General features: G+C 62.1%; 19 protein-coding genes and 2 tRNA genes. 16 read left to right on the top strand and 5 right to left on the bottom strand.

Annotated elements, in window-relative coordinates; translation table 11 throughout:
- Nucleotides 1–26: 26 nt before the first annotated feature.
- On the bottom strand, nucleotides 27–365 hold the full coding sequence (rnpA, locus tag BLQ39_RS06620) for a ribonuclease P protein component (protein WP_092322686.1): 339 nt from the start codon (nucleotides 363–365) through the stop codon (nucleotides 27–29).
- 6 nt (nucleotides 366–371) lie between these two features.
- Nucleotides 372–509 carry a 50S ribosomal protein L34 gene (gene rpmH, locus BLQ39_RS06615; protein ID WP_010204566.1) on the bottom strand — a complete coding sequence of 46 codons (138 nt, stop codon included), beginning with the start codon at nucleotides 507–509 and terminating at the stop codon, nucleotides 372–374.
- A 398-nt stretch (nucleotides 510–907) separates the two neighbouring features.
- Here rpmH and dnaA point away from each other — a divergent pair, with 398 nt between their 5' ends.
- The 10 genes from dnaA to BLQ39_RS06565 all read left to right on the top strand — a co-directional run bounded on the left by dnaA (nucleotide 908) and on the right by BLQ39_RS06565 (nucleotide 11,780).
- Nucleotides 908–2,338, top strand: coding sequence for a chromosomal replication initiator protein DnaA (dnaA, locus tag BLQ39_RS06610; protein ID WP_092322684.1), 1,431 nt, complete (start codon nucleotides 908–910; stop codon nucleotides 2,336–2,338).
- 359 nt (nucleotides 2,339–2,697) lie between these two features.
- The gene (gene dnaN, locus BLQ39_RS06605) at nucleotides 2,698–3,846 is read left to right on the top strand and encodes a DNA polymerase III subunit beta (protein WP_092322682.1); all 1,149 of its coding nucleotides are present in this window, start codon (nucleotides 2,698–2,700) and stop codon (nucleotides 3,844–3,846) included.
- Between the two features lie 28 nt (nucleotides 3,847–3,874).
- A complete protein-coding gene (gene gnd, locus BLQ39_RS06600; RefSeq protein ID WP_092322681.1) occupies nucleotides 3,875–4,762 on the top strand; it encodes a phosphogluconate dehydrogenase (NAD(+)-dependent, decarboxylating) in 888 nt (295 codons plus the stop codon).
- A 6-nt stretch (nucleotides 4,763–4,768) separates the two neighbouring features.
- The gene (gene recF / locus BLQ39_RS06595; protein ID WP_092322679.1) at nucleotides 4,769–5,944 is read left to right on the top strand and encodes a DNA replication/repair protein RecF; all 1,176 of its coding nucleotides are present in this window, start codon (nucleotides 4,769–4,771) and stop codon (nucleotides 5,942–5,944) included.
- Nucleotides 5,937–6,425, top strand: a complete 489-nt coding sequence (locus BLQ39_RS06590) for a DciA family protein (RefSeq protein ID WP_092322677.1) — start codon at nucleotides 5,937–5,939, stop codon at nucleotides 6,423–6,425. The genes recF and BLQ39_RS06590 overlap by 8 nt, the downstream gene beginning before the upstream one ends.
- 122 nt (nucleotides 6,426–6,547) lie before the next feature.
- Nucleotides 6,548–8,524, top strand: a complete 1,977-nt coding sequence (gene gyrB / locus BLQ39_RS06585; RefSeq protein ID WP_092322676.1) for a DNA topoisomerase (ATP-hydrolyzing) subunit B — start codon at nucleotides 6,548–6,550, stop codon at nucleotides 8,522–8,524.
- Nucleotides 8,525–8,555: 31 nt separating this feature from the next.
- Complete coding sequence (gene gyrA / locus BLQ39_RS06580) at nucleotides 8,556–11,102, top strand: DNA gyrase subunit A (RefSeq protein WP_241986960.1); 2,547 nt, start codon at nucleotides 8,556–8,558, stop codon at nucleotides 11,100–11,102.
- Nucleotides 11,095–11,499, top strand: a complete 405-nt coding sequence (locus tag BLQ39_RS06575; protein ID WP_092322673.1) for a DUF3566 domain-containing protein — start codon at nucleotides 11,095–11,097, stop codon at nucleotides 11,497–11,499. Before gyrA ends, BLQ39_RS06575 begins: the two co-directional genes overlap by 8 nt.
- Before the next feature lie 97 nt (nucleotides 11,500–11,596).
- Nucleotides 11,597–11,670 (top strand) — tRNA-Ile (locus tag BLQ39_RS06570).
- A gap of 37 nt (nucleotides 11,671–11,707) precedes the next feature.
- Nucleotides 11,708–11,780 (top strand) — tRNA-Ala (locus tag BLQ39_RS06565).
- A gap of 580 nt (nucleotides 11,781–12,360) precedes the next feature.
- Here the strand turns inward: BLQ39_RS06565 and BLQ39_RS06560 are convergent.
- Entirely contained in the window at nucleotides 12,361–13,368 is a 1,008-nt protein-coding gene (locus tag BLQ39_RS06560) for a hypothetical protein (protein ID WP_092322671.1), read from the bottom strand.
- Between the two features lie 580 nt (nucleotides 13,369–13,948).
- Here BLQ39_RS06560 and BLQ39_RS06555 point away from each other — a divergent pair.
- The 3 genes from BLQ39_RS06555 to BLQ39_RS06545 all read left to right on the top strand — a co-directional run bounded on the left by BLQ39_RS06555 (nucleotide 13,949) and on the right by BLQ39_RS06545 (nucleotide 17,572).
- Nucleotides 13,949–14,629: a hypothetical protein gene (locus BLQ39_RS06555; RefSeq protein WP_092322669.1), complete on the top strand. Its 681-nt coding sequence runs from the start codon at nucleotides 13,949–13,951 to the stop codon at nucleotides 14,627–14,629.
- A 179-nt stretch (nucleotides 14,630–14,808) separates the two neighbouring features.
- Entirely contained in the window at nucleotides 14,809–15,063 is a 255-nt protein-coding gene (locus BLQ39_RS06550) for a DUF3263 domain-containing protein (RefSeq protein WP_092322668.1), read from the top strand.
- Nucleotides 15,064–15,157: 94 nt separating this feature from the next.
- Nucleotides 15,158–17,572 (top strand): hypothetical protein, encoded by a 2,415-nt coding sequence (locus BLQ39_RS06545; RefSeq protein ID WP_092322666.1) that lies wholly within the window; start codon nucleotides 15,158–15,160, stop codon nucleotides 17,570–17,572.
- A gap of 228 nt (nucleotides 17,573–17,800) precedes the next feature.
- Here BLQ39_RS06545 and BLQ39_RS06540 read toward each other — a convergent pair whose 3' ends face one another.
- Nucleotides 17,801–18,409: a hypothetical protein gene (locus BLQ39_RS06540; protein ID WP_241986959.1), complete on the bottom strand. Its 609-nt coding sequence runs from the start codon at nucleotides 18,407–18,409 to the stop codon at nucleotides 17,801–17,803.
- 190 nt (nucleotides 18,410–18,599) lie between these two features.
- Between BLQ39_RS06540 and BLQ39_RS06535 the strand changes: the two genes are divergently transcribed.
- Nucleotides 18,600–19,082 carry an NUDIX domain-containing protein gene (locus BLQ39_RS06535; protein ID WP_092322665.1) on the top strand — a complete coding sequence of 161 codons (483 nt, stop codon included), beginning with the start codon at nucleotides 18,600–18,602 and terminating at the stop codon, nucleotides 19,080–19,082.
- 82 nt (nucleotides 19,083–19,164) lie between these two features.
- Here the strand turns inward: BLQ39_RS06535 and BLQ39_RS06530 are convergent, their stop codons facing one another.
- Nucleotides 19,165–19,632 (bottom strand): GNAT family N-acetyltransferase, encoded by a 468-nt coding sequence (locus BLQ39_RS06530; protein ID WP_092322663.1) that lies wholly within the window; start codon nucleotides 19,630–19,632, stop codon nucleotides 19,165–19,167.
- A 65-nt stretch (nucleotides 19,633–19,697) separates the two neighbouring features.
- Between BLQ39_RS06530 and BLQ39_RS06525 the strand changes: the two genes are divergently transcribed.
- Nucleotides 19,698–20,159, top strand: coding sequence for a VOC family protein (locus tag BLQ39_RS06525; protein WP_338419117.1), 462 nt, complete (start codon nucleotides 19,698–19,700; stop codon nucleotides 20,157–20,159).
- A gap of 29 nt (nucleotides 20,160–20,188) precedes the next feature.
- On the top strand, nucleotides 20,189–20,836 hold the full coding sequence (locus tag BLQ39_RS06520) for a GNAT family N-acetyltransferase (RefSeq protein WP_092322767.1): 648 nt from the start codon (nucleotides 20,189–20,191) through the stop codon (nucleotides 20,834–20,836).
- Nucleotides 20,837–20,891 lie beyond the last annotated feature (55 nt).

Below are 20,891 nucleotides of genomic sequence, written 5' to 3'. Positions count from 1 at the left end.
GTCGCAATCACCCTGTTCACGGCCATCTACCGGGCGCCGCCCTTGACGAGCGCATCGGAGAGTTCGGCCTTGAGCGCGGGCCAGCTCGTGTCCAACGCCGAGGGCAGAGCACGCACCACGACATCCGTTCCCGGTCGGACCGACGTCAGGATCTCGTAGCTCGCGGCCTTCAGCCGCCGACGAACGCGATTGCGGCTCACTGCGCCACCCACACTCTTTGCGACGATGAAACCAAAACGCGCCGGGGAATCTTCACGGCTCTTGCGAACATACGTAACCGTATGGGGTGCGACGTAGCGCAAACCCCGTCGAACAACGGCTTTGTAGTCGCTCCCGCTCGTGATGCGATTGGCCCCGGCGAGCATCGGAGCCTAAGCGGAGAGTTCGGTGCGACCCTTGCGACGGCGGGCACCGAGAATTGCGCGGCCGGCGCGGGTGCGCATACGCAAACGGAAGCCATGCACCTTCGCGCGACGACGGTTGTTCGGCTGGAACGTTCTCTTGCTCATTGCTCAATCTCCACGTGTTGGATATCCGCAGGCCAGGACAATGGCCGGGAAAGAAGTAGCTAGCCCTCGGGCTGGGGTCAACCTACTAAAACTACGGCCTCACCCTGTTCTGGTCAAACCCAGCAAGCCCAAACGACCGATTCTGCACAAGAATTCCGCTAATCGTCGGAGTGACACGCGGCGGGATCGTGGCTAATTTGGACTGACTATCGGCGAGTGACTACCGTGAGGACAAGTTATCCACAGGTTTGGGCAGGAAACCTGTGAATTAGACCGGATTTACACACAGGCGGTGGATAACTTTGTGGATGCTTTGTTCGGCGATTAAATCGATGTCCAGAGCGCGGCACCAACCCAGCGGCTTCCGGCCCAGTCGGAATTTCAGAGATTAGGCAATCATGGCAGACGGAGAACAGCCCATAACGGACACCTGGCGGTCGGTGCTGACCACTCTGGAGTCCGACGACAGCATCACACCGATGCTCTACGGCTTTCTTACCCTGGTCGAACCCAAGGGAATTGCGGCCGGAACCTTCTACCTGGAGGTGCCCAACGAATTCACGGCGAGCATGCTGAACCAGCGCATGCGCGTTCCGCTGCTGATGGCGATGGGCCAGCTCGACGAAGCCAGCGCGGTATCCAGTTTCTACGTGGTGGTCAATCCCGAACTCGAACAGGAATCGTTGCGTCCCCAGCAACCGCCGCAGCTCGACTCCCCCACTCGCCCGATCGCCGAAACACCGGCCGCGCCGCTGTCGGTCTTTGAGACCACCTCGCCCGAGCGCCCCCACGACACACGTCTCAACAACAAGTACAGCTTCGACAACTTCGTGATCGGCCAGTCCAATCGATTCGCCCATGCGGCAGCCGTCGCTGTGGCCGAGGCTCCCGCGAAGGCGTACAACCCGCTCTTCATCTACGGCTCGAGTGGCCTCGGCAAGACCCATCTCCTGCACGCCATCGGCCACTACGCCATGAGTCTGTATCCGGGCATCCGCGTTCGGTATGTCAGTTCCGAGGAATTCACGAACGACTTCATCAACTCGATTGCCAACAACCGCGGGTCCGCCTTCCAGTCGCGCTATCGCAACATCGACATCCTGATGATTGACGACATCCAGTTCCTGCAGGGCAAGGCGGAGACACAGGAAGCCTTCTTCCACACCTTCAACACCCTGCACGACCACAACAAGCAGGTGGTCATCACCAGCGACCTGCCGCCCAAGCACCTGACCGGTTTCGAAGACCGGATGCGGTCGCGCTTCGAGTGGGGTCTGATCACGGATGTCCAGGCTCCCGACCTCGAGACCCGCATCGCCATCCTCCGCAAGAAGGCCCAGAGCGAGAAGCTCCAGGTTCCCGACGACATCCTCGAGTTCATGGCCTCAAAGGTGTCCTCCAACATCCGGGAACTCGAAGGAACACTCATTCGCGTCACGGCGTTCGCCAGCCTGAACCGCACACCGGTTGATATGGACCTGGTTCAGACGGTACTCAAGGACCTGATCACCCTCGATGAGGACAACGTCATCGCACCGGTCGACATCATCACCAACACGGCCGACTACTTCAAACTCACCGTCGATGACCTCTACGGCTCTTCCCGGTCCCAGGCCGTCGCCACTGCCCGGCAGATAGCCATGTACCTGTGCCGGGAGCTCACGAATCTCTCGCTGCCCAAGATTGGCCAGCTGTTCGGCAACCGCGACCACACGACGGTGATGTACGCGAACAAGAAGATCAGCGAGCTGATGAAGGAGCGCCGTTCCATCTACAACCAGGTCACTGAGCTCACGAACCGCATCAAACAGAACCACCGGTACAAGTAACTGACAAAAACCCAGAGTTTTCCACCTGTGGAAAACCCTGTGGAAACTCTGACAACAACAGGTCGCAATCTGTTGAAACTCGACGGTCGCCTGTGAAAACTCGTCTCGGGCCGATCCGGACCTCGCAACTCCTTGTCATTTAATCCCACAGGCCGCTAACAACTTACAAACGTGTAGTTCCCAGTGATCACGCTGTGTCCACAGAGTTATCCACAGTTTCCACAGCGGTTAAGACCATTAACAAGAATTCTTATATCTCTCCATCCGACAACCTTTACTGCCCAGCGCTACTGGTCACCGGCCCGCTCCGGAAGACGACTAGCATTGAGCCACCCACCGCCTTCGACAGGAGTAACTTCGTGAGATTCCACGCCAACCGGGACGTTTTCAGCGAAGCTGTATCGTTCGCGGTCAAGCTTCTCCCCCAGCGCACCACCCTGCCGATCCTCAGTGGAGTTCTGATCGAAGCGACGGAGACCGGGCTGATCCTGTCCTCGTTCGACTACGAGGTTTCCGCCCAGACCGAAATCGCCGCCGATGTCGAAGAAACCGGCAAGGTCCTCGTCTCCGGCCGGCTCCTCGCCGAGATTGCCAGCCGGATGCCGAATGCCCCCGTTCGGTTCTCGACCAACGAGTCCCGCATCTCGGTCAGCTGCGGCTCCGCGAACTTCACACTCTTGTCCATGCCGGTCGAGGAATATCCGAGCATTCCGCAGGTGGGAGCCCAGTCCGGGCTCGTGCCGGCCGAAGAATTCTCCATGGCCGTCGCGCAGGTCGCCGTCGCGGCATCCCGTGACGACGTGACCCCCGTGATCACGGGCGTACAACTCGAAATCAGCGAGAACAGCCTGAGCATGGTTGCCACTGACCGCTATCGGGTTGCCGTTCGCGAAATCGACTGGGATCGCGGCTCAAACGAGGCCCAGGGCACAATCACCGCCCTGGTTCCCGCCCGCACCCTGCAGGAGGTCGGCAAGACATTCGGGCACAGCGGAACCATCTCGGTGGCGATCACGAGCACCGACGACCGTGAGCTCATCGCCTTCACGGCGGAGAAGAAGACCGTGACGTCGTTGCTGATCAAGGGTAATTTCCCGCCCGTCCGGCGTTTGTTCCCCGAGACCGTCGACAACTACGCCGTGATCAACACCGCGGAGCTCATCGAAGCGACCCGCCGGGTGCAGCTCGTCCTCGAGCGGGAGGCAGCCCTGCGTTTCACCTTCGCCGCCGACGGATTGACCCTGGAGGCCATCGGCTCCGAACAGGCCCAGGCTTCGGAGAAGATCGACGCCATCCTCTCCGGCACCGAGACCGTCGTCTCCCTGAAGCCGCAGTTCCTGCTGGACGGACTGGGAGCGGTGCACTCGGAGTTCGTGCGCATTTCGTTCACCAGAACCGAGAACCCGAACAAGCCGGGCCCGGTTCTCATCACCAGTCAGAACTCACGCGACCAGCCGGGAGCCGACAGCTACAAGTACCTGTTGCAGCCGAACCTCCTCCTGCGCTGAGGCTCGAGTTCCCGTCAAAGGACACGAAATGCACATTGGCATCATCGGCCTGGGCAGGATGGGTGCGAACATGCGCACCCGGATGCGCGCGGGCGGCATTGAGGTCACGGGGTACGACCGCAATCCGGACCTGACCGACGTCGCATCCGTCGCCGAGCTCATCCAGGCCCTTCCGGCACCCCGGATCGTCTGGATAATGGTCCCAGCGGGCGAGGTCACAGACTCGGTGGTCGGGGAACTCTCGGGGCTGCTGGCCGCCGGCGATCTTGTCATCGAGGGAGGTAACTCACGGTTCACCGACGACTTCCGCCATGCCGCACTCCTGGAGAAGACCGGTGTGTACTACATCGATGCCGGCGTGTCGGGCGGAATCTGGGGACTGAAGAACGGATACGGCCTGATGGTCGGCGGCGCGGCGGACCAGGTCGAGCGGGCGATGCCTGTCTTCGACGCACTGCGCCCGGAGGGCGCGCGTGAAGAGGGTTTCGTTCACGCGGGAGCCGTCGGCGCCGGCCACTACGCGAAGATGGTGCACAACGGTATCGAATATGCGCTCATGCAAGCATACGCCGAGGGGTATGAACTCCTGGAAAAACGCGACGACCTGATGACGGATGTCCCGGCCGTTTTCACCGCCTGGCAGCGGGGAACCGTCGTGCGTTCCTGGATGCTGGAGCTTCTCGTCAGCGCCCTCAAGGAAGATCCCGACCTGTCCGACATCGAGGGCTACGTCGAGGATTCGGGTGAAGGCCGGTGGACGATCGAGGAAGCGATTGCCAACGGTGTCCCTGTGCCGACGATCAGCGCGTCGATTTTCGCGCGGTTTGTGTCTCGACAGGATGACTCACCCGCCATGAAGGCCGTCGCCGCCCTGCGTCATCAGTTCGGCGGCCACGCCGTGAAGAAGGCGGACTGACCCGGCGTGAGGGTCACACACTTGTCACTCACCGACTTCCGCAATTACGCGCAGGTCGACGTTCCGTTCCTGCCAGGACCCAACCTGGTCGTGGGACGCAACGGTCAGGGAAAAACGAACTTGATCGAGGCCCTCGGCTTTCTCAGCACCCTCGGTTCGCACCGGGTGTCGACAACCGGTGCCATGATCCGGGCCGGCCAGGACGCCGCGATCATTCGAGCGCGGCTCGAATACAACGGCCGGGACCTTCTCACCGAAGTCCAGATCAACCGATCGGGGCTGAACCGGGCGCAGGTCAACCGATCCGTGATCAAGACCCGCGAACTTCCGCGGTACTTCTCGAGCGTGCTGTTCGCACCGGAGGACCTCGCCCTGGTCCGGGGCGACCCATCCGGTCGGCGACGATTCCTCGACCAGCTCCTCGTGCTGCGCACCCCGCGCATTTCCGCCGTGCTGGCCGACTACGATCGGGTGCTCAAACAGCGGAACACTCTTTTGAAGTCCGCCCGGGCGGCGGGCGTGCGCCCGAATGCGCTGGGCACACTCGATATCTGGGACGAGAGACTCGTCGAACTGGGCTCCGAGATCATCGACGAGCGCGCCGAACTCGTACGCCAGCTCGGCGAACCGTTGCGCGTGGCCTATCAGTCCGTGGCGGGCGAAGACCATGGACCGGCGCTGATCGCCTCGCTCAGCATCCTCGGGGCGGATGAAGATTCCGGGGTCGACGCGGGCGCAATCCGGGTCTCGACAGGCTCGACCACCGCGACAGGCTCGACCACCGGGACTCGGGAGTTTTTCCGGGCGGCGCTGGCGAGTCTGCGGCCGAAGGAACTCGAGCGCGGGTTGACCCTGGCCGGTCCGCACCGGGACGACCTCGTTTTCATGCTCAATGCCCTGCCTGCCAAGGGCTATGCGAGCCACGGGGAATCGTGGTCGTTCGCCCTGGCCCTGAAGCTCGCCTCGGCCGAGCTCTTGCGCCGCGACTCCACGAGCGGAGATCCGGTTGTGATCCTCGACGACGTGTTCGCCGAGCTCGACCAATCCCGGCGCCGGCGCCTGGCCGATGCCGTCGCGGGTTTCGAACAGGTGATTATCACGGCCGCCGTTCTCGAGGACGTGCCAGAGGCCCTCGCGGCGCACACCGTCCACATCCGGGCGGGGGCTGTTGTCGATGGCTGAGCAGAGCGAAGCGGGCCGCGTATACCTGCGCTTCAAAGACGTCTTCGGCGACCCGAATGCCAAACGATCCAGGGGCAAGCGCCGCACCCGTGACGAAACCGGCTCCAGCGTTCCGTTCGGGGCCGGCCGCGACCCGCGGGGGCTCGGCGATGCGATCAGTTCGCTCACCAGGCAACTCGGCTGGAACTCTCCCCTCGCCCAGTCCGAACTCCTCGCATCGTGGGTCGAGCTGGCCGGAGAGGAGACCGCGAAACACTCCACCCCCGCCGGAATCGAGGACGGTGTGCTGACCGTGAGCTGCGAGTCGACCGCGTGGGCCACGCAGCTGAGGATGATGCGCGTCGAGATCATGAATCACATCGCCGTGAAGTATCCGGATGCCGGAATCGAGTCAATCCGATTTCAGGGACCCAACGCCCCCTCCTGGAAAAAGGGCCCCAGATCAATTCCAGGGCGGGGTCCACGCGATACCTACGGGTAACCGGGCAAATTCGGTCACCCTCGCAAATAAAACGCGCCAGACGCGCGTATGTGGCCGGGAGCGCTCGGCCCGTTTGGTAGACTGAATGGTCGCCCGTGCGACGGTCAGGAGCCCAATTTCAGATGTCAGTTGAACCAAAGACAGAGCCGGCGCACGAATACGGCGCAGACGATATCCAGGTTCTCGAAGGACTTGAAGCCGTACGCAAACGACCCGGAATGTACATCGGTTCGACGGGTCCCCGCGGGCTGCACCACCTCGTCTACGAGATCGTCGACAACTCCGTCGATGAGGCGCTGGCCGGATACTGCGACACCATCGGAATTCGTATCCTCGCCGACGGCGCGGTTCGGGTCGAGGACAACGGCCGCGGCATCCCGGTCGACATCCACAAGGCCGAGGGCCGCTCGACAGTTGAGGTCGTGCTGACGGTCCTGCACGCCGGCGGAAAGTTCGGCGGCGGCGGCTACTCCGTCTCCGGCGGACTGCACGGAGTCGGAAGCTCGGTCGTCAACGCGCTGTCGTCCCGCCTCGAGGTCGAGGTACGCCGCCAGGGACATGTCTGGCGCCAGAGCTTCGCCGACGGCGTGCCCAACGCTCCGCTGGAAAAGGGCGAAGAATCCAGCGAGACCGGCACGACCATCACCTTCTGGCCGAGCACCGAAACGTTCGAGACCGTCGAGTTCGACTACGAAACGCTCCGCGCCCGGTTCCAGCAGATGGCCTTCCTCAATAAGGGCCTGCGCCTCACGCTCGCCGACGAGCGGCCCGAACACGCTGACGACGAGGGCAACCCCGTCACCAATACCTTCATGTACGAGCAGGGCCTGGTCGACTACGTCGCCTACCTGAACCGTGCCAAGAAGGCCGACCTGGTCAACGACGAAATCATCTCCTTCGAGTTCGAAGACAAGGAGCGCAAGATCGCGCTCGAAGTGGCCATGCAGTGGACCACCGCGTACACGGAGAGCGTGCACACCTACGCGAACACGATCAACACCCACGAGGGTGGAACCCACGAAGAGGGTTTCCGGGCCGCGCTCACCACGCTCGTCAACAAGTACGCCCGCGAGAAGGGCATCCTGAAGGAAAAGGATGACAACCTCACCGGCGACGACGTGCGCGAGGGTCTGACCGCCGTCGTGTCGATCAAACTCGCCGAACCGCAGTTCGAAGGACAGACGAAGACCAAGCTGGGCAACACCGAGGCCAAGGCATTCGTGCAGCGCGTCGCGGGCGACCAGCTCTCGGACTGGTTCAACCGCAACCCGAACCCGGCCCGCGAGATCATCCGCAAGGCCCTCCAGGCCTCGAACGCCCGGATGGCCGCGCGCAAGGCCCGGGAAACGGCCCGCCGCAAGGGCCTGCTCGAGGGCGGCGGCATGCCCGGCAAGCTCAAGGACTGCCAGAGCAAGGACCCCTCCCTCTCCGAGATCTTCATCGTCGAGGGTGACTCGGCCGGCGGTTCCGCCGTGCAGGGACGCAACCCCGAGACCCAGGCGATCCTCCCCCTCCGAGGCAAGATCCTCAACGTCGAGAAGGCTCGCCTCGACCGCGCGCTCGGCAATAACGAGGTGCAGGCCATGATCACGGCGTTCGGCGCCGGCATCGGCGAGGAATTCAACCCGGACAAGGTGCGTTACCACAAGATCGTGCTGATGGCCGATGCCGACGTCGACGGCCAGCACATCACCACCCTGCTGCTTACATTGCTGTTCCGGTATATGCGCCCGCTGATCGACCTGGGCTACGTCTACCTCGCCCAGCCGCCGCTGTACCGACTGAAGTGGGCCAACTCGGCGCACGAATACGTGTACTCGGACCGAGAGCGCGACGCCCTGCTGGCGGATGGCGCCGCGGCCGGCAAGCGGATTCCCAAGGACAACGGCATCCAGCGCTACAAGGGTCTTGGCGAGATGGACTACAAGGAACTGTGGGAAACGACCATGGCTCCGGAATCCCGCACGCTGCTGCAGGTCACCCTCGATGACGCGGCGGCTGCCGACGAAATCTTCTCCACCCTGATGGGCGAGGACGTCGAGTCCCGCCGTAACTTCATCCAAAAGAACGCGAAGGACGTGCGTTTCCTTGACATCTAAAGACACCCCCGACACCCCGGGCGAGAACACCGTGGAGGCCGCCGAGGCCGCGGCCGCGGCGAAGCACCTGATCCAGCACGGCAAGATCGACCAGGTCGACCTGCAGCTGGAAATGCAGCGGTCCTACCTCGACTACGCGATGAGCGTCATCGTCGGGCGCGCGCTGCCCGACGTGCGCGACGGTATGAAGCCCGTGCACCGCCGCGTGATCTACGCCATGTTCGACGGCGGCTACCGCCCCGACAAGGCCTTCTCGAAGTGCGCCCGCGTCGTCGGCGACGTGATGGGGCAGTTCCACCCGCACGGTGACTCTTCGATCTACGACGCCCTCGTGCGGCTCGTCCAGCCGTGGAGCCTGCGGTACCCGCTGGCCCTCGGCCAGGGCAACTTCGGCTCCCCCGGCAACGACGGTGCCGCCGCCCCCCGGTACACCGAAACCAAGATGGCTCCGCTCGCGCTCGAGATGGTGCGGGACATCGACGAAGACACCGTCGACTTCCAGGACAACTACGACGGCCGCACGCTCGAGCCGACCGTGCTGCCCGCCCGGTTCCCGAACCTGCTGGTCAACGGCTCCGTGGGCATCGCCGTCGGCATGGCCACGAACATCCCGCCGCACAACCTGCGCGAGGTGGCCGCCGGCGCGCTGTGGTACCTCGAGAACCCCGAGGCCACCCGTGAGGAGCTGCTCGAGGCCCTGATGCAGCGGATCAAGGGCCCCGACTTCCCCACCGGCGCCCAGATCCTCGGCACCAAGGGCATCCAGGATGCCTACCGCACCGGCCGCGGCTCCATCACGATGCGCGCCGTGGTCAACATCGAGGAGCTCCAGGGTCGCACCTGCCTCGTCATCACCGAGCTGCCCTACCAGGTCAACCCGGACAACCTCGCGATCAAGATCGCCGACCTGGTCAAGGACGCCAAGATCAGCGGCATCGCCGACATCCGCGACGAGACATCCGGTCGCACCGGCCAGCGCCTCGTCATCGTGCTCAAGCGCGATGCGGTCGCCAAGGTCGTGCTGAACAACCTGTACAAGCACACCCAGCTGCAGGACAACTTCGGCGCGAACATGCTCGCCATCGTCGACGGCATCCCGCGCACGCTCGCCCTGGACGGCTTCATCACCGCGTGGGTCGCGCACCAGATCGAGGTCATCGTCCGGCGCACGCAGTTCCGGCTGAACAAGGCCGAGGCCGACGCGCACATCCTGCGCGGCTACCTCAAGGCCCTCGACGCGCTCGATGAGGTAATCGCCCTCATCCGCCGGTCGAACACCGTCGACGACGCCCGCGAAGGCCTGATGGCCCTGCTCGACGTCGACAAGCTCCAGGCCGACGCGATCCTGACCATGCAGCTGCGTCGCCTGGCCGCCCTCGAACGACAGAAGATCATCGACCAGGCCGCCGAACTCGAGCTGCAGATCGCCGAGTTCAAGTCGATCCTGGCCAGCCCCGAGCGCCAGCGCACGATCATCAGCGAAGAACTCGGCGAGATCACCGCCAAGTTCGGCGACGACCGGCGCACCGAGATCATGTTCGGCTTCGACGGCGACATGTCGATCGAGGACCTCATCCCCGAAGAGGAGATGGTCGTCACCGTCACCCGCGGCGGCTACATCAAGCGCACCAGGAGCGACAACTACCGCAACCAGCACCGTGGCGGCAAGGGCGTCAAGGGAGCCCAGCTCCGGGCGGATGACGTCGTGGAGCACTTCTTCGTCACCACCACGCACCACTGGCTCCTGTTCTTCACGAACACCGGCCGGGTCTACCGCGCCAAGGCGTACGAAGCAGTCGAATCCGGCCGCGACGCGAAGGGCCAGCACGTCGCCAACCTGCTCGCGCTGCAGCCGGGTGAGGAAATCGCGCAGATCCTCGACATCCGCGATTACGGGGTGGCCCAGTACCTCACCCTCGCCACCCGCGACGGCCTGATCAAGAAGACCGCGCTGCGCGAATACGACACCAACCGCACCGGCGGGATCATCGCGATCAAGCTCAGAGAAGGCGACGAACTCGTCTCCGCGCTGCTCGTCAATGACGATTCCGACCTGCTGCTCGTCTCCCGCAAGGGCATGTCCATCCGGTTCACCGCGACGGATGAGGCCCTGCGGCCGATGGGACGCAGCACCTCCGGCGTCATCGGCATGCACTTCCGGGGCGAAGACAAACTGCTCGACGCATCCGTTGTCTCCAATGACGGATTCGTCTTCGTGGTCACGGAAGGCGGCTACGCCAAGCGCACAGCGGCCGACCAATACCGCCTGCAGAACCGCGGGGGCCTCGGCATCAAGGTCGCCAAACTCAACGAGGACCGGGGCGACCTGGTGGGCGCCCTGATCGTCGATGAAGGCGACGAGGTGCTCGTGGTCCTGGCCAGCGGCAAGGTGGTACGCTCTGACGTCGCGGAAGTCCCGGCCAAGGGACGCGACACGATGGGCGTGGTCTTCGCGAAATTCGCGTTGCAGGACAGGATCATTGCCATAGCGAAGAACACCGAACGCAATCTGGTGGCCGAACTCGTTGAGGCCGCACCGGAGAGCGACGCGGAGAAAGAAGAATCAGTAGATGAGTAGCGTCGCAGAAAAGCTTGCCAAGAAGTCGACCCGCCGACCGTCCACCAAGCAGGTGCGCCTCAAGCTGGTGTACATCGACTTCTGGTCGAGCGTGAAGCTCTCGTTCCTGGTCGCCGTCTGCCTGGCCGTCGTCACGATCGTGGCCACGTTCCTGATCTTCACGGTGCTCAACCAGACGATGATTTTCGACACGGTCGACGACCTGTACACCTCGATCGCCGGCGACTCGTCAGACCTCGCGAGCATTCTCTCGCTCGGGAACGTCATGGGCTTCGCCACCGTGGTGGCCGTGCTCAACACGGTCGTCATCACCGCGTTGGGGGCCATTTTCGCCCTGCTGTACAACCTCAGTGTGAAGATGACCGGCGGACTGCTCGTCGGTTTCACCAACAACTAGGCAGAAATACACGTTTCACGTGGAACCAGCCGCGGTTTTCTCTCGTCTCGATTGGGAGAAACCGGCTGGTTCCGGTAGTCTCAAATCTGCCCAATAGGGGGATATAGCTCAGTTGGTTAGAGCGCTTCACTGATAATGAAGAGGTCCCAGGTTCAAATCCCGGTATCCCCACGTGCGACCTCAAGGTGACTTGTCACCTGTGATTCGCGGGGCCATAGCTCAATTGGTAGAGCGCCTGCTTTGCAAGCAGGAGGTCCGGGGTTCGATTCCCCGTGGCTCCACACATGAATATCCGCATAACAGGTCGCGGACTACAACCGATATTTAGATATTTACCTAGGTCAAGGGCCATTTCCCACACAGGAGATGGCCTTTTGCTTTCCTCGAGTGCTTCTCGACGAGTGCGTGAGTTGGTAGCACTTGGGTGATCTTAGGTAGTAATACGTGTGTACTTGGGTGCGCCTTGTGTGCCCCGGAATCGCGGGGGACTGAATCGCCCATTTCTGACGGTGCGCCCCGAGTGCGCCCCGGAACTAGCCCTGCTGCAGAACGTTATCTCGACGTCCTGGGGGATTGCGATGCCGCCTTCGTCGCCAGGGACTGTCGTCGTGGGGCGTGTCCCGACCGCTGCCAGTTTGGCGTAGCTTCCGGAGCCGCCCAGCGCCGCGTAGGGCGTGCGGGGGACGCCCGGAGTTCACGGGTCCAGCTTTGGCCTTGGCGGGGGGTAGCAGGGGCCGCCTGAGGCTCCTCCCTGACGCCGCGCTGCCGTGAGGTTCGGCACCCGGTCTTAGGCGGCGTTTCAGAAACGTACATATGCCGCACGGCCCCGCGGCGAGCTAGTCGGCCACTCCGCGCTGCGCCTTATTCGCGTTCACCTGTGCGCAACTGCTCCGGCTCCGCACGCAGCAGTGCGAGTTGCTGCTCCAGGGCGTCCCGCACGTCGGTGACGCGCTGCTCGGCGTTGGAACGCTCCCTCGCCGCCGCGGCCGTGGCACTGTCGCGTTCGCTTATGACCGTTGCCAGGCTCCCGGTGAGCACGAGCGCTTCCGCCCGGGCGTTCTCGCGCTCGGTACGGACCTGGTCAAGGTGGCCGCGGGTGCTCGCGGCCTCTGCCTCGGCACGGTCGGCGCGCGCAGTGGCGGCGTCCGCACGCACGGCCGCGTCCCGCGCGGTCGCCAGGGCCTCGTCCTTGGCCGCTGCGGTCGTTGTGACGACCTCCCGGGCCTCGAAGAGCTGTGCTGTCATGGCTGTGTTCTCGGCGCTCAGTGCGGCTACCTGTTCTGTCAGGGTGGCGATCTCTGTGGCGGCCCGCACTGTGTCCTCGCTCGCGATGACCAGATTCTTCTCCAGGGTGGCAGCGCGTTGCTCGAGTGCCTCGAGGGCGGCGCGGAGGTCGTCGACCTGGGCAGCGGATTCCTCAGCTGCTGCGTCGGCCTCGGCGCGCTCGGCTTCGGCCTCACGCATGGCGGTCTCGGCCCGGTTGGCGCGGGCGGCCGCAGACGCGACCTGCTCGGCAGCGCCAGCTTTCACTGCCTCGATCTGCGCTGCGACCGCGTCGGGGTCCGCGATCGTGTGCAGCTCGCTGACGAGGAGTGCGAGCTGCTGCTGAAAGTGCTCGGCCATGCCGGTGACCTGGGCCTTCAGCATGCTGCCGCGCTGGAGGGCTGCATCGACGGGGAACTTCTCGTCTTCGGCCGCGCGCTGGCCCTGGCCGGCCTCGGCATTGCGTGCCCGCCACGCGGCGGACTTGTTGTGAGCGGGGTCGGTGCAATAGACGGAGGGTCGCCCAACGCCAGGCGTGGCATCAACGGGCTCGTCGCAGCCGGGGAAACGACAGGTGCGCACATCGGTGACTTCGAGGGTGCTCATATCAATATCGTATCGGTGACGACGTAATACGTAAACGCAATACGTAAACTAAATAACAAAACTGTAATCCCGTCACGCTGGGCGCGGAAGCGGGGACGGTCGAGTGCCACGCCCTGTTGGCGGATCTCGAGGCCAAGCACGGGTGCACGCGTAGTGTGTCCGACATGGAAGACGACCTGGGTGTGCCGAACTGCGAACGATGCTTGGTGCCCTTGGTGATCGAGGGCACCGTTGAAGGCCCCTACTGGTGCTGCCCGGGGTGCCGCATCGTTCGGCTCGCATGACGACCCTCTCCCTGATGGCGCTCAGAAGGGAACAGGATGATTTCATTGCTGACGAGGCCGGGGGAGAGCTAGGTTCAACTTCATGTGCGGCCTGGGGGCAGGTGCGATTGGTCGTCAGCATTCGAATGCGCACTGCTGTCATCCCTAAATTGGGGGGAAGTCGGTGGGTCGGCGCGCCTTGCCTGGTCGCTAACCTGAGCTCATTGCTGTCCCTTTGCCAAGGGTGAAGGGTCTCAACTCCACCGCCCCGAACGTGAGGTGCATTCCCGATGACAACGTTCGATCACGCTACGCGAATGCGTGACAGGGCCTTATCGATTCTGCTCGCGGCGCCGTTGACCGTCCTGCTGCTCACGAGCTGCAGCAGCTATGGAGGAAGCAACAATCGGTCCGAGCCGTCGGTCACCTGTGACGATGCGCTGGCGACGGTGGTGGAACGAATAAGGGCAGATGACACCGCCGGGGCCATAAATTCAGAGATCGACTGGTTGAGCCACAACTGCACGACCGAATACGACGTCTTCGCTGACTATGCGTCGACGAAGGGGAGTGCGGAGCAGTTCGGCCCTGACACCTGCGACTCCTTGACCCAGTACATCGGACGGGAGGCCATCGCTCTTCTGAGCGAGGACGGCCTCTGCTCGGACGGCACTGCCGGGTCGCCGGTCGACGCCTCCACCGTGGAGAATCAGCCAGGGGGCGAGATCGCGTGGAACGAGGCTGTCAACTACGCCGGCACGACTCAGCACGTGTGCGGACCGCTAGCCGGTAGCGGCAACTCGAACGACGATGTCTTCCTGAATCTTGGGCGCGACTACCCGGATACCGGGCGATTCCAAATCGTGCTTTGGGACATCGGCGGCGTGGAGCCCATCCCGCATGGAACGACTTTGTGCACGACGGGTGAAATCACACTGTACGAAGGCGTCGCACAGATCGAGCTGAAGTCCGCCAGTCTGGTCGAAATCTACGAATAGGCGCCGGTCGACTCCTGGCCGTGAGTCATCCGTGCGAGCTCTAGTAACGGACTGGCTCAACGACGACTTACGAGTCGGCGAACTCTCGACATTCCGTCTCGCGACCGCTTTGACGGGCCCCCTTCCAGTCAGTATGCGACACGCATGCCCAAACCAGTCACCGATGCCAGCATGAGTGCATGTTCACGGAACGACACAGAGCGATTCTCGAGTTCGAGATGAAGTGGACGCCCGGCGCCGGCGAATCGAAGCGCGACGCGATCCGGCATCGCTTCGGCATCGGGGTTTCGAGATACCACCAGATCCTGCGCTACCTCTGCTTCCAGCCCGAGGCCCGCGACTTCGCCCCCGAATTCACCGAACCGTGGCTCGACCGGCAGCCCGTCAGGGTGCGGCAGCTGACCTCCGCTACGGATCCGACTCGACTCACGTAGCGCTGAGGGTCCGGCTTGCGGGCGATCGTGGATCATTTGGTCGGCCTCCGCTCAGCCTCCGACTCGTCGTGCAACCGAACGATAGATTTCACCTATGGACAAGTTTGAACGCGGCCACGCCGCCATGCGGGATCTGGTGACCGTCATGGAGGAGGCCGCGCTTGACGACGTGAACGAAGCGGACACACGTTTCCGTGTCATCAACAAACTTCTCACTGACGTCCTTCACTGGCCGATTGCGGCTGTCCAGAACGAGCTTCACACTGACAGTGGTTACATGAACTACTGCGTGGGAATGTCGGGCGCTCAGTTCGTCCTGGAAGCTAAGAGAGCCGGACGAGCGTTCAGCCTTCCCGTCGGATTGACCTCCAGCGTCGTATCAATTCCGAGCATTGCTTCAGGTGCTGCGGGCAAACCGCTTAAGGAGGCTCTGCAACAGGCGGCTAGGTACGCCCAGGAGCGGGGAATTCCAATCGCCTCGGCGTTTAACGGACACCAGTTGGTGATCTTTTTGGCGTCCCGAACGGATGGACTTGCTCCGTTGGAAGGCCGTGCTCTTGTCTTCGCAACCCCGCAATCAATGCAGGACGAATTCGTGGTCCTATGGAACAATCTTTCGCCTCAGGGAATGTCAGATCGCACCCTTTACCAAACGCTGCAATCGGCAGTGCCGCTCCCGCCTGACCCACTATCGTTTCGGCTTCCCAACTACCCCGGCAGTCAACGTCGTAACGACATCCAAACGGGGCTTCAGATACTGAGTGACCTATTTCTCGGCGATCTGGAGGATTTAGAAGACATCCAAGAGGATTTCCTGCGCGAGTGCTATGCCTCGAGTGGCGCTCTGTCCCAATATGCCGACGTGAGTAAGCAGATACTGGCGGCGCGTTATGAGCTGCTTTCGGAATTGGGCGGCGCTTCTGTTCAGAAAGCCAGCGATCGAAAAGGAGTGACCAAGGGCTTCACGAGCGATGTGATGCAAGCAGCCCTCTCCAACAGACCTGTGATTTTGTTGGGCGATGTGGGCTCAGGAAAGAGCACATTCATCGAACGCCTCATACACGTCGACGCTAAGGAAGTGCTTGGGGAGAGCATAAGTATCTACGTCGACTTCGGAGCTTCATCGACGCTCAAGGCTTTGTCGGACCATGTCTTGGACGCTTGCATTGAACAATTGCGAGACAAGTACGACACAAACATCCTGGGCCTGGCCTTTGCAGAAGACGCTCTGCGCGCGGATACGAAGTTATTCGACGAATCCCCTTTGGGCTCTCTCAAGGATGTGGACGCGACCGCCTACGCCAGCGCACGAATTCAGTTCATACAGAACGCGATTTTGGACCGCGCAAGCTACATCGAGAAGAGCCTCGCGTGGATCAGAAAGTCATGGCGCCGCCAGATTGTGATCTTCCTCGACAACGTGGACCAGCGAAGCGGTGAAGATCAGAACCAAGTCTTCCTGATTGCAAACGAATTGGCCCAGTCATGGCCGGCTACTGTGTTCGTCACGTTGCGCCCAGAAACCTTCTATCTCTCCGAGCGCGAAGGAGCAATTTCTGGTTATCACCCGCGGGTGTTCACTATCTCACCGCCTCGCACGGACGTGATGTTGCGGTTACGCGTGGAGTTTGCTCTTCGGCAGTTGCAGAGCAGCGGTCGCCTTGGCTCGTTCCCCAACGGCATCAAAGTGAACAGCGACAGCCTTGAGGTCTTCCTTACAACGCTGGCGGAGAACTTTCGAACCAACGACCAGCTAATGAGGCTCGTCGACAATCTCGCTGGAGGCAACATGCGCATGGCGCTGCAATTTGTCACCGACTTCGTGGGTAGCGGACACATAGACACCGAGAAAATCATCGACGTTCAGAGACGGTCTGGGAGTTACACCATCCCTATCCACGAATTTCTTCGTTCGATGATGTTTGGCGACTATCGATATTATGATCCGGACTCATCTCCGATTCCCAACCTCTTTCGGTTGACGCGTCGCGATGCAAAAGAGCACTTCCTCATTCCGCTCTGCCTCGCTTACATTCAGAAGGCCGGAGAGCTAGAAACAGAACATGGATACGTGTCGGGTCACGATGTGTATTCGTACCTGCAGGCAATGGGCTTTGAGCCCGCGCAGGTCTCAGACGCGCTGGAGTACTCGCTGCGGTTTCGGCTGCTTGACTCGACTAGAAAATATGGTCGTAAGACCGATGACGAAGTGTTCCGAATTACGACCGTCGGCGCCTACTGTTACAAGGCGCTGGCTGACAAGTTCACTTATATAGACGCGGTCTCTGTTGACTTGCCGATCTTGGATGATGAAGTACGTGCGCGTGTCCGGGATACCCACACGCTCGTCGAACGTGTCGAGAGAGCCCAACTCATCGCTGACTATCTCGATGATCAATGGAAGCAAGTGCCTTCAAGTGCTGGTTGGGATTGGGCCGGGCCATCTGGAATTCTCCACGCCGACATAGCGCGGGTACGATCGCGCACAGTCGGACAAGCTTCGAGGTGAGCTGGCAGAGCTTTTCGAGTTCCGAGTCCGGCTTACGGGAGTTTCGTCTGATCTGGTCGGTGATCCTTCCTCTGGGACACCGCAGGCATGGTCGTGGCAGGTCGCATCTTTGCGTTGAAATGTCGCAGTAGCCGTCCGGCTTGCGCCCGCTGAGAGTCCTGCTTTCGGGCAGTGATTGAACTCAAGCTGGGGTCCCTTGCGGTGGGATCACGCTCTGAGATGTCGCTCCTAGGTCGTCGTGAGGTGATTCGCGATGGTCTCGAATATTGCTGTCTGGGCGGTGAGCGAGCCGCGCCAATCTCCGGGAATAGCCAATGAATGGTCTGCCTTCGGCACCGAGATCACGTTCGCCCGTGTGTTCGCGATCGCCTCGGGGAGCCATGCGGCGTCAGCATCACCGCCCACTGCCATATCGGCGGCGGAGGCCTCGATTAGCGCCAGTCGCACGTCCTCATTAGTCACCACGGGTGTCAGCCAGACGCCAGGTATGCCGTTGCGGCGCGCCCACGGAAGGGCAAAGCAGCCGAGCGACTTGGCGACGATGAGCCGCCGCGACGACTGAGGTGCAGCGTCGAAAGCTTCAGCGACGGCCTGCTCAACGAACGCCTGCGGATCGCTGAGCGCTCTGGCGTCAACTGTCCATTCGACGCCTTGCACGTGCCATCCCTCTTGTGCCAGCATCTCTCCGCACCAGTAGAGGAGGGGGCCCATTGCTGTGTAGCCAGCGCCGGGAAGAATGACCGCGACAGGCGCACTGTCTGAATTGGACCGTGCACGAACGAAAGTCGACATCGTCACACCATACTGGCGGGTACGTCCTCGATCTTCGAAATTCATGCTCCGCTTCACAAAGGCTCACTTGCGGAAGTGCAGTCGCCGGTCAACGCCCTTGGGTTCCGCGCTGAAACCTGGCTCGGTCGACGTCACGGGCTGACATCCGAGCAGTGTGCGGAGCCGTCCCGAGGTTCGCACGAAGTGCCGACGGACTTGAGACCACATTCAGGAGCGGTGTCCTAGCCTGAGTCCTATGCCACTCTCCGAGTACGTCAGTGCGATTCGCAGTCTCATCGGGTCCCAACTTCTGATCCTGCCCGGAGTGACCGCGGTGATCATCGACGGTGCCGGCCGTTATCTCCTTGCTCGGCACGTGGCGGGAGATAGGTGGGGTTTCGTCGGCGGTGGCATCGAACCGCTTGAGGATCCCCGCGCTGCCCTCCTCAGGGAAGTAACGGAGGAGCTCGGTCTCACGATCGACATTCTCGCCGTCGTCGATAGCTACGGTGGCGCCGACTTGACCAACGAGTATCCGAACGGGGACGTGGTGAGCTATGTGACGACCGCATACATCTGCCGCCTAGCCGAGGGGCCGCCCGTTATCGAAGCAGGGGAATTGTCCGATGTCGGCTGGTTCTGGCCAGTCGAAATCAAAGAACTACATCGATTCGAATGGATAGATCGAGTCATTGACGACACAGAGTCCAGCTTGAACGGGTTCGAACTAGCCAGGTAGGTGCCCCCGACCGTCGCAGGCGCCGCGACCGGATAAGGGCAGTCTCACTGGGGCGCCACGGCCCCTGTGAAGCGCAAAGGGCTCAGCGACCCGCGAAATCAGCGAACAAGAGTCGCGAAGTAGCCGTGAACCCATTGCGTTCGTACAGGCGGATGGCCTCTGGGCTTGAATGCACAGTGACGTGCTCGAGGTTGAGCTGTCGAGCCTTGTCCAGAATGGCGTCCATCATTTTGCTGCCGACGTTAGAGTTGCGTTCTTCGGGGACGACGTACACGCACTGCACATCTCCGGAAGCGCGATTGGTGGCGCGAGGACTTGGCACTCGAGGCAGGACAGCCAGCCAGGCCATGCCGACGACGATTCCATTGCGCACAGCCACGACACGGTGGTGGGTGCGCTCGTGCTCGGCGGCGAAAGCCAGCAAGGAGTCTACGAACTCCTCCCGAGTTGTGACCGGGATTCCACCCCGCTCAACAACCCAGCGCCAGCGCAATCCCGCGACAGCTTCCGTCTCGAACGGTTCGGCCTCGCGCACCACGATTTCGGTCATCTTGTTAGTCTGCCCGATCCTAATCTGGCGAGCTCTGCGACATCCAAGCTTGGCCGGGGCAAAGTATGGGAGACGCCCGCAAGCGGTTCCCGTGTTGGGGCGAAGATCCGCACCGCCCGTGGAACGATGGCCACATGGCATTTGGGTTGCATCACATTGAGATTTGGGTCGGTGACCTCGACAGCGCTCGAAAATCTTGGGGCTGGCTTCTCGCGCAGCTCGGATGGTCGGTCGATCAGGAGTGGGACAACGGCACCTCTTGGCGATGCGGCGACGTCTACCTCGTGACCACGCGACCGCCGGCCCTCTCGGGTGACACACATGACCGGAGGCTCCCCGGATTGAACCACGTCGCGCTTCACGGAGGCGCCCCGGCTGACATCGACCACTTGGCTGGAGAAGCACCAGGCCACGGCTGGAGCTCCCTGTACGCGGATCGTTACCCCCACGCAGGAGGCCCCGACCACTACGCCGTTTACCTCGAGAACGAAGCTGGCTTCAAAGTCGAGGTAGTGGGCGCATCCTGACCCAGTAAGGGTTCGCTATGGTGAGCCCCATGCCCAACCTCAGCGAAATCTGGCCGTTGTTCGATCTGACCCTTCGGACCCCGCGCCTTACGCTGCGGCCAATGAGAGATGAAGATCTTGCAGGTCTGGCTGACGCCGCAGTGGCAGGGATCCATGACCCTGCGGTGATGCCGTTCGGGGTTCCGTGGACTGACGCACCGAAGGGCGATCTGGTTCGCAACCTTGCCCAGTACCAGTGGATGCTGCGCACCAAGGTTGCGCAAGACAATTGGCATGTAGCCTTTGCGGTTCTTCTAGACGGACGAGTAATCGGGTCACAGGACCTGTCGGCTGTCGCTTTCTCGACCCGTAAGACGGTCGAGACCGGTTCCTGGCTCACGAGGGAGTCACAGGGGAACGGTCTCGGAAAGGAGATGCGGGCAGCGATGCTTATGTTCGCATTCGACTACTTGGGTGCCGACTTTGCCGAGACAAGCGCGGCTGCGTGGAACGCTGCTTCCATTGGGGTTTCGAAGGCAGTTGGGTACGTTCCAAACGGAGTCCACCGCGCCTCTCGGCGCGCGGGGCAGGTCAATGACGAGATTCACTTCCGGCTCACGAGCGAATCGTTAGTCAGGCCGGAATGGGAATTGGCCGTCAACGGATTCGAACCAGTGCGAAGCCAACTGCTGGGGTAGAAGCGCGACGCCACAGAGAGCGATGCCCGTTCCCGTTGAGGGTTCCTCTGCGATC

This window comes from Cryobacterium psychrotolerans, from assembly GCF_900101115.1.
Classification (GTDB): domain Bacteria; phylum Actinomycetota; class Actinomycetes; order Actinomycetales; family Microbacteriaceae; genus Cryobacterium; species Cryobacterium psychrotolerans.
This window is presented reverse-complemented; position numbering and strand designations above follow the sequence as displayed.

Coding starts and splice junctions, on each gene's coding strand:
- rnpA (WP_092322686.1), bottom strand. CDS start 365: ATGCTCGCCGGGGCCAATCGCATCACGAGCGGGAGCGACTACAAAGCC.
- rpmH (WP_010204566.1), bottom strand. CDS start 509: ATGAGCAAGAGAACGTTCCAGCCGAACAACCGTCGTCGCGCGAAGGTG.
- dnaA (WP_092322684.1), top strand. CDS start 908: ATGGCAGACGGAGAACAGCCCATAACGGACACCTGGCGGTCGGTGCTG.
- gnd (WP_092322681.1), top strand. CDS start 3,875: ATGCACATTGGCATCATCGGCCTGGGCAGGATGGGTGCGAACATGCGC.
- BLQ39_RS06590 (WP_092322677.1), top strand. CDS start 5,937: ATGGCTGAGCAGAGCGAAGCGGGCCGCGTATACCTGCGCTTCAAAGAC.
- gyrB (WP_092322676.1), top strand. CDS start 6,548: ATGTCAGTTGAACCAAAGACAGAGCCGGCGCACGAATACGGCGCAGAC.
- BLQ39_RS06575 (WP_092322673.1), top strand. CDS start 11,095: ATGAGTAGCGTCGCAGAAAAGCTTGCCAAGAAGTCGACCCGCCGACCG.
- BLQ39_RS06560 (WP_092322671.1), bottom strand. CDS start 13,368: ATGAGCACCCTCGAAGTCACCGATGTGCGCACCTGTCGTTTCCCCGGC.
- BLQ39_RS06555 (WP_092322669.1), top strand. CDS start 13,949: ATGCGTGACAGGGCCTTATCGATTCTGCTCGCGGCGCCGTTGACCGTC.
- BLQ39_RS06550 (WP_092322668.1), top strand. CDS start 14,809: ATGTTCACGGAACGACACAGAGCGATTCTCGAGTTCGAGATGAAGTGG.
- BLQ39_RS06545 (WP_092322666.1), top strand. CDS start 15,158: ATGGACAAGTTTGAACGCGGCCACGCCGCCATGCGGGATCTGGTGACC.
- BLQ39_RS06540 (WP_241986959.1), bottom strand. CDS start 18,409: ATGAATTTCGAAGATCGAGGACGTACCCGCCAGTATGGTGTGACGATG.
- BLQ39_RS06535 (WP_092322665.1), top strand. CDS start 18,600: ATGCCACTCTCCGAGTACGTCAGTGCGATTCGCAGTCTCATCGGGTCC.
- BLQ39_RS06530 (WP_092322663.1), bottom strand. CDS start 19,632: ATGACCGAAATCGTGGTGCGCGAGGCCGAACCGTTCGAGACGGAAGCT.
- BLQ39_RS06525 (WP_338419117.1), top strand. CDS start 19,698: ATGGGAGACGCCCGCAAGCGGTTCCCGTGTTGGGGCGAAGATCCGCAC.
- BLQ39_RS06520 (WP_092322767.1), top strand. CDS start 20,189: ATGCCCAACCTCAGCGAAATCTGGCCGTTGTTCGATCTGACCCTTCGG.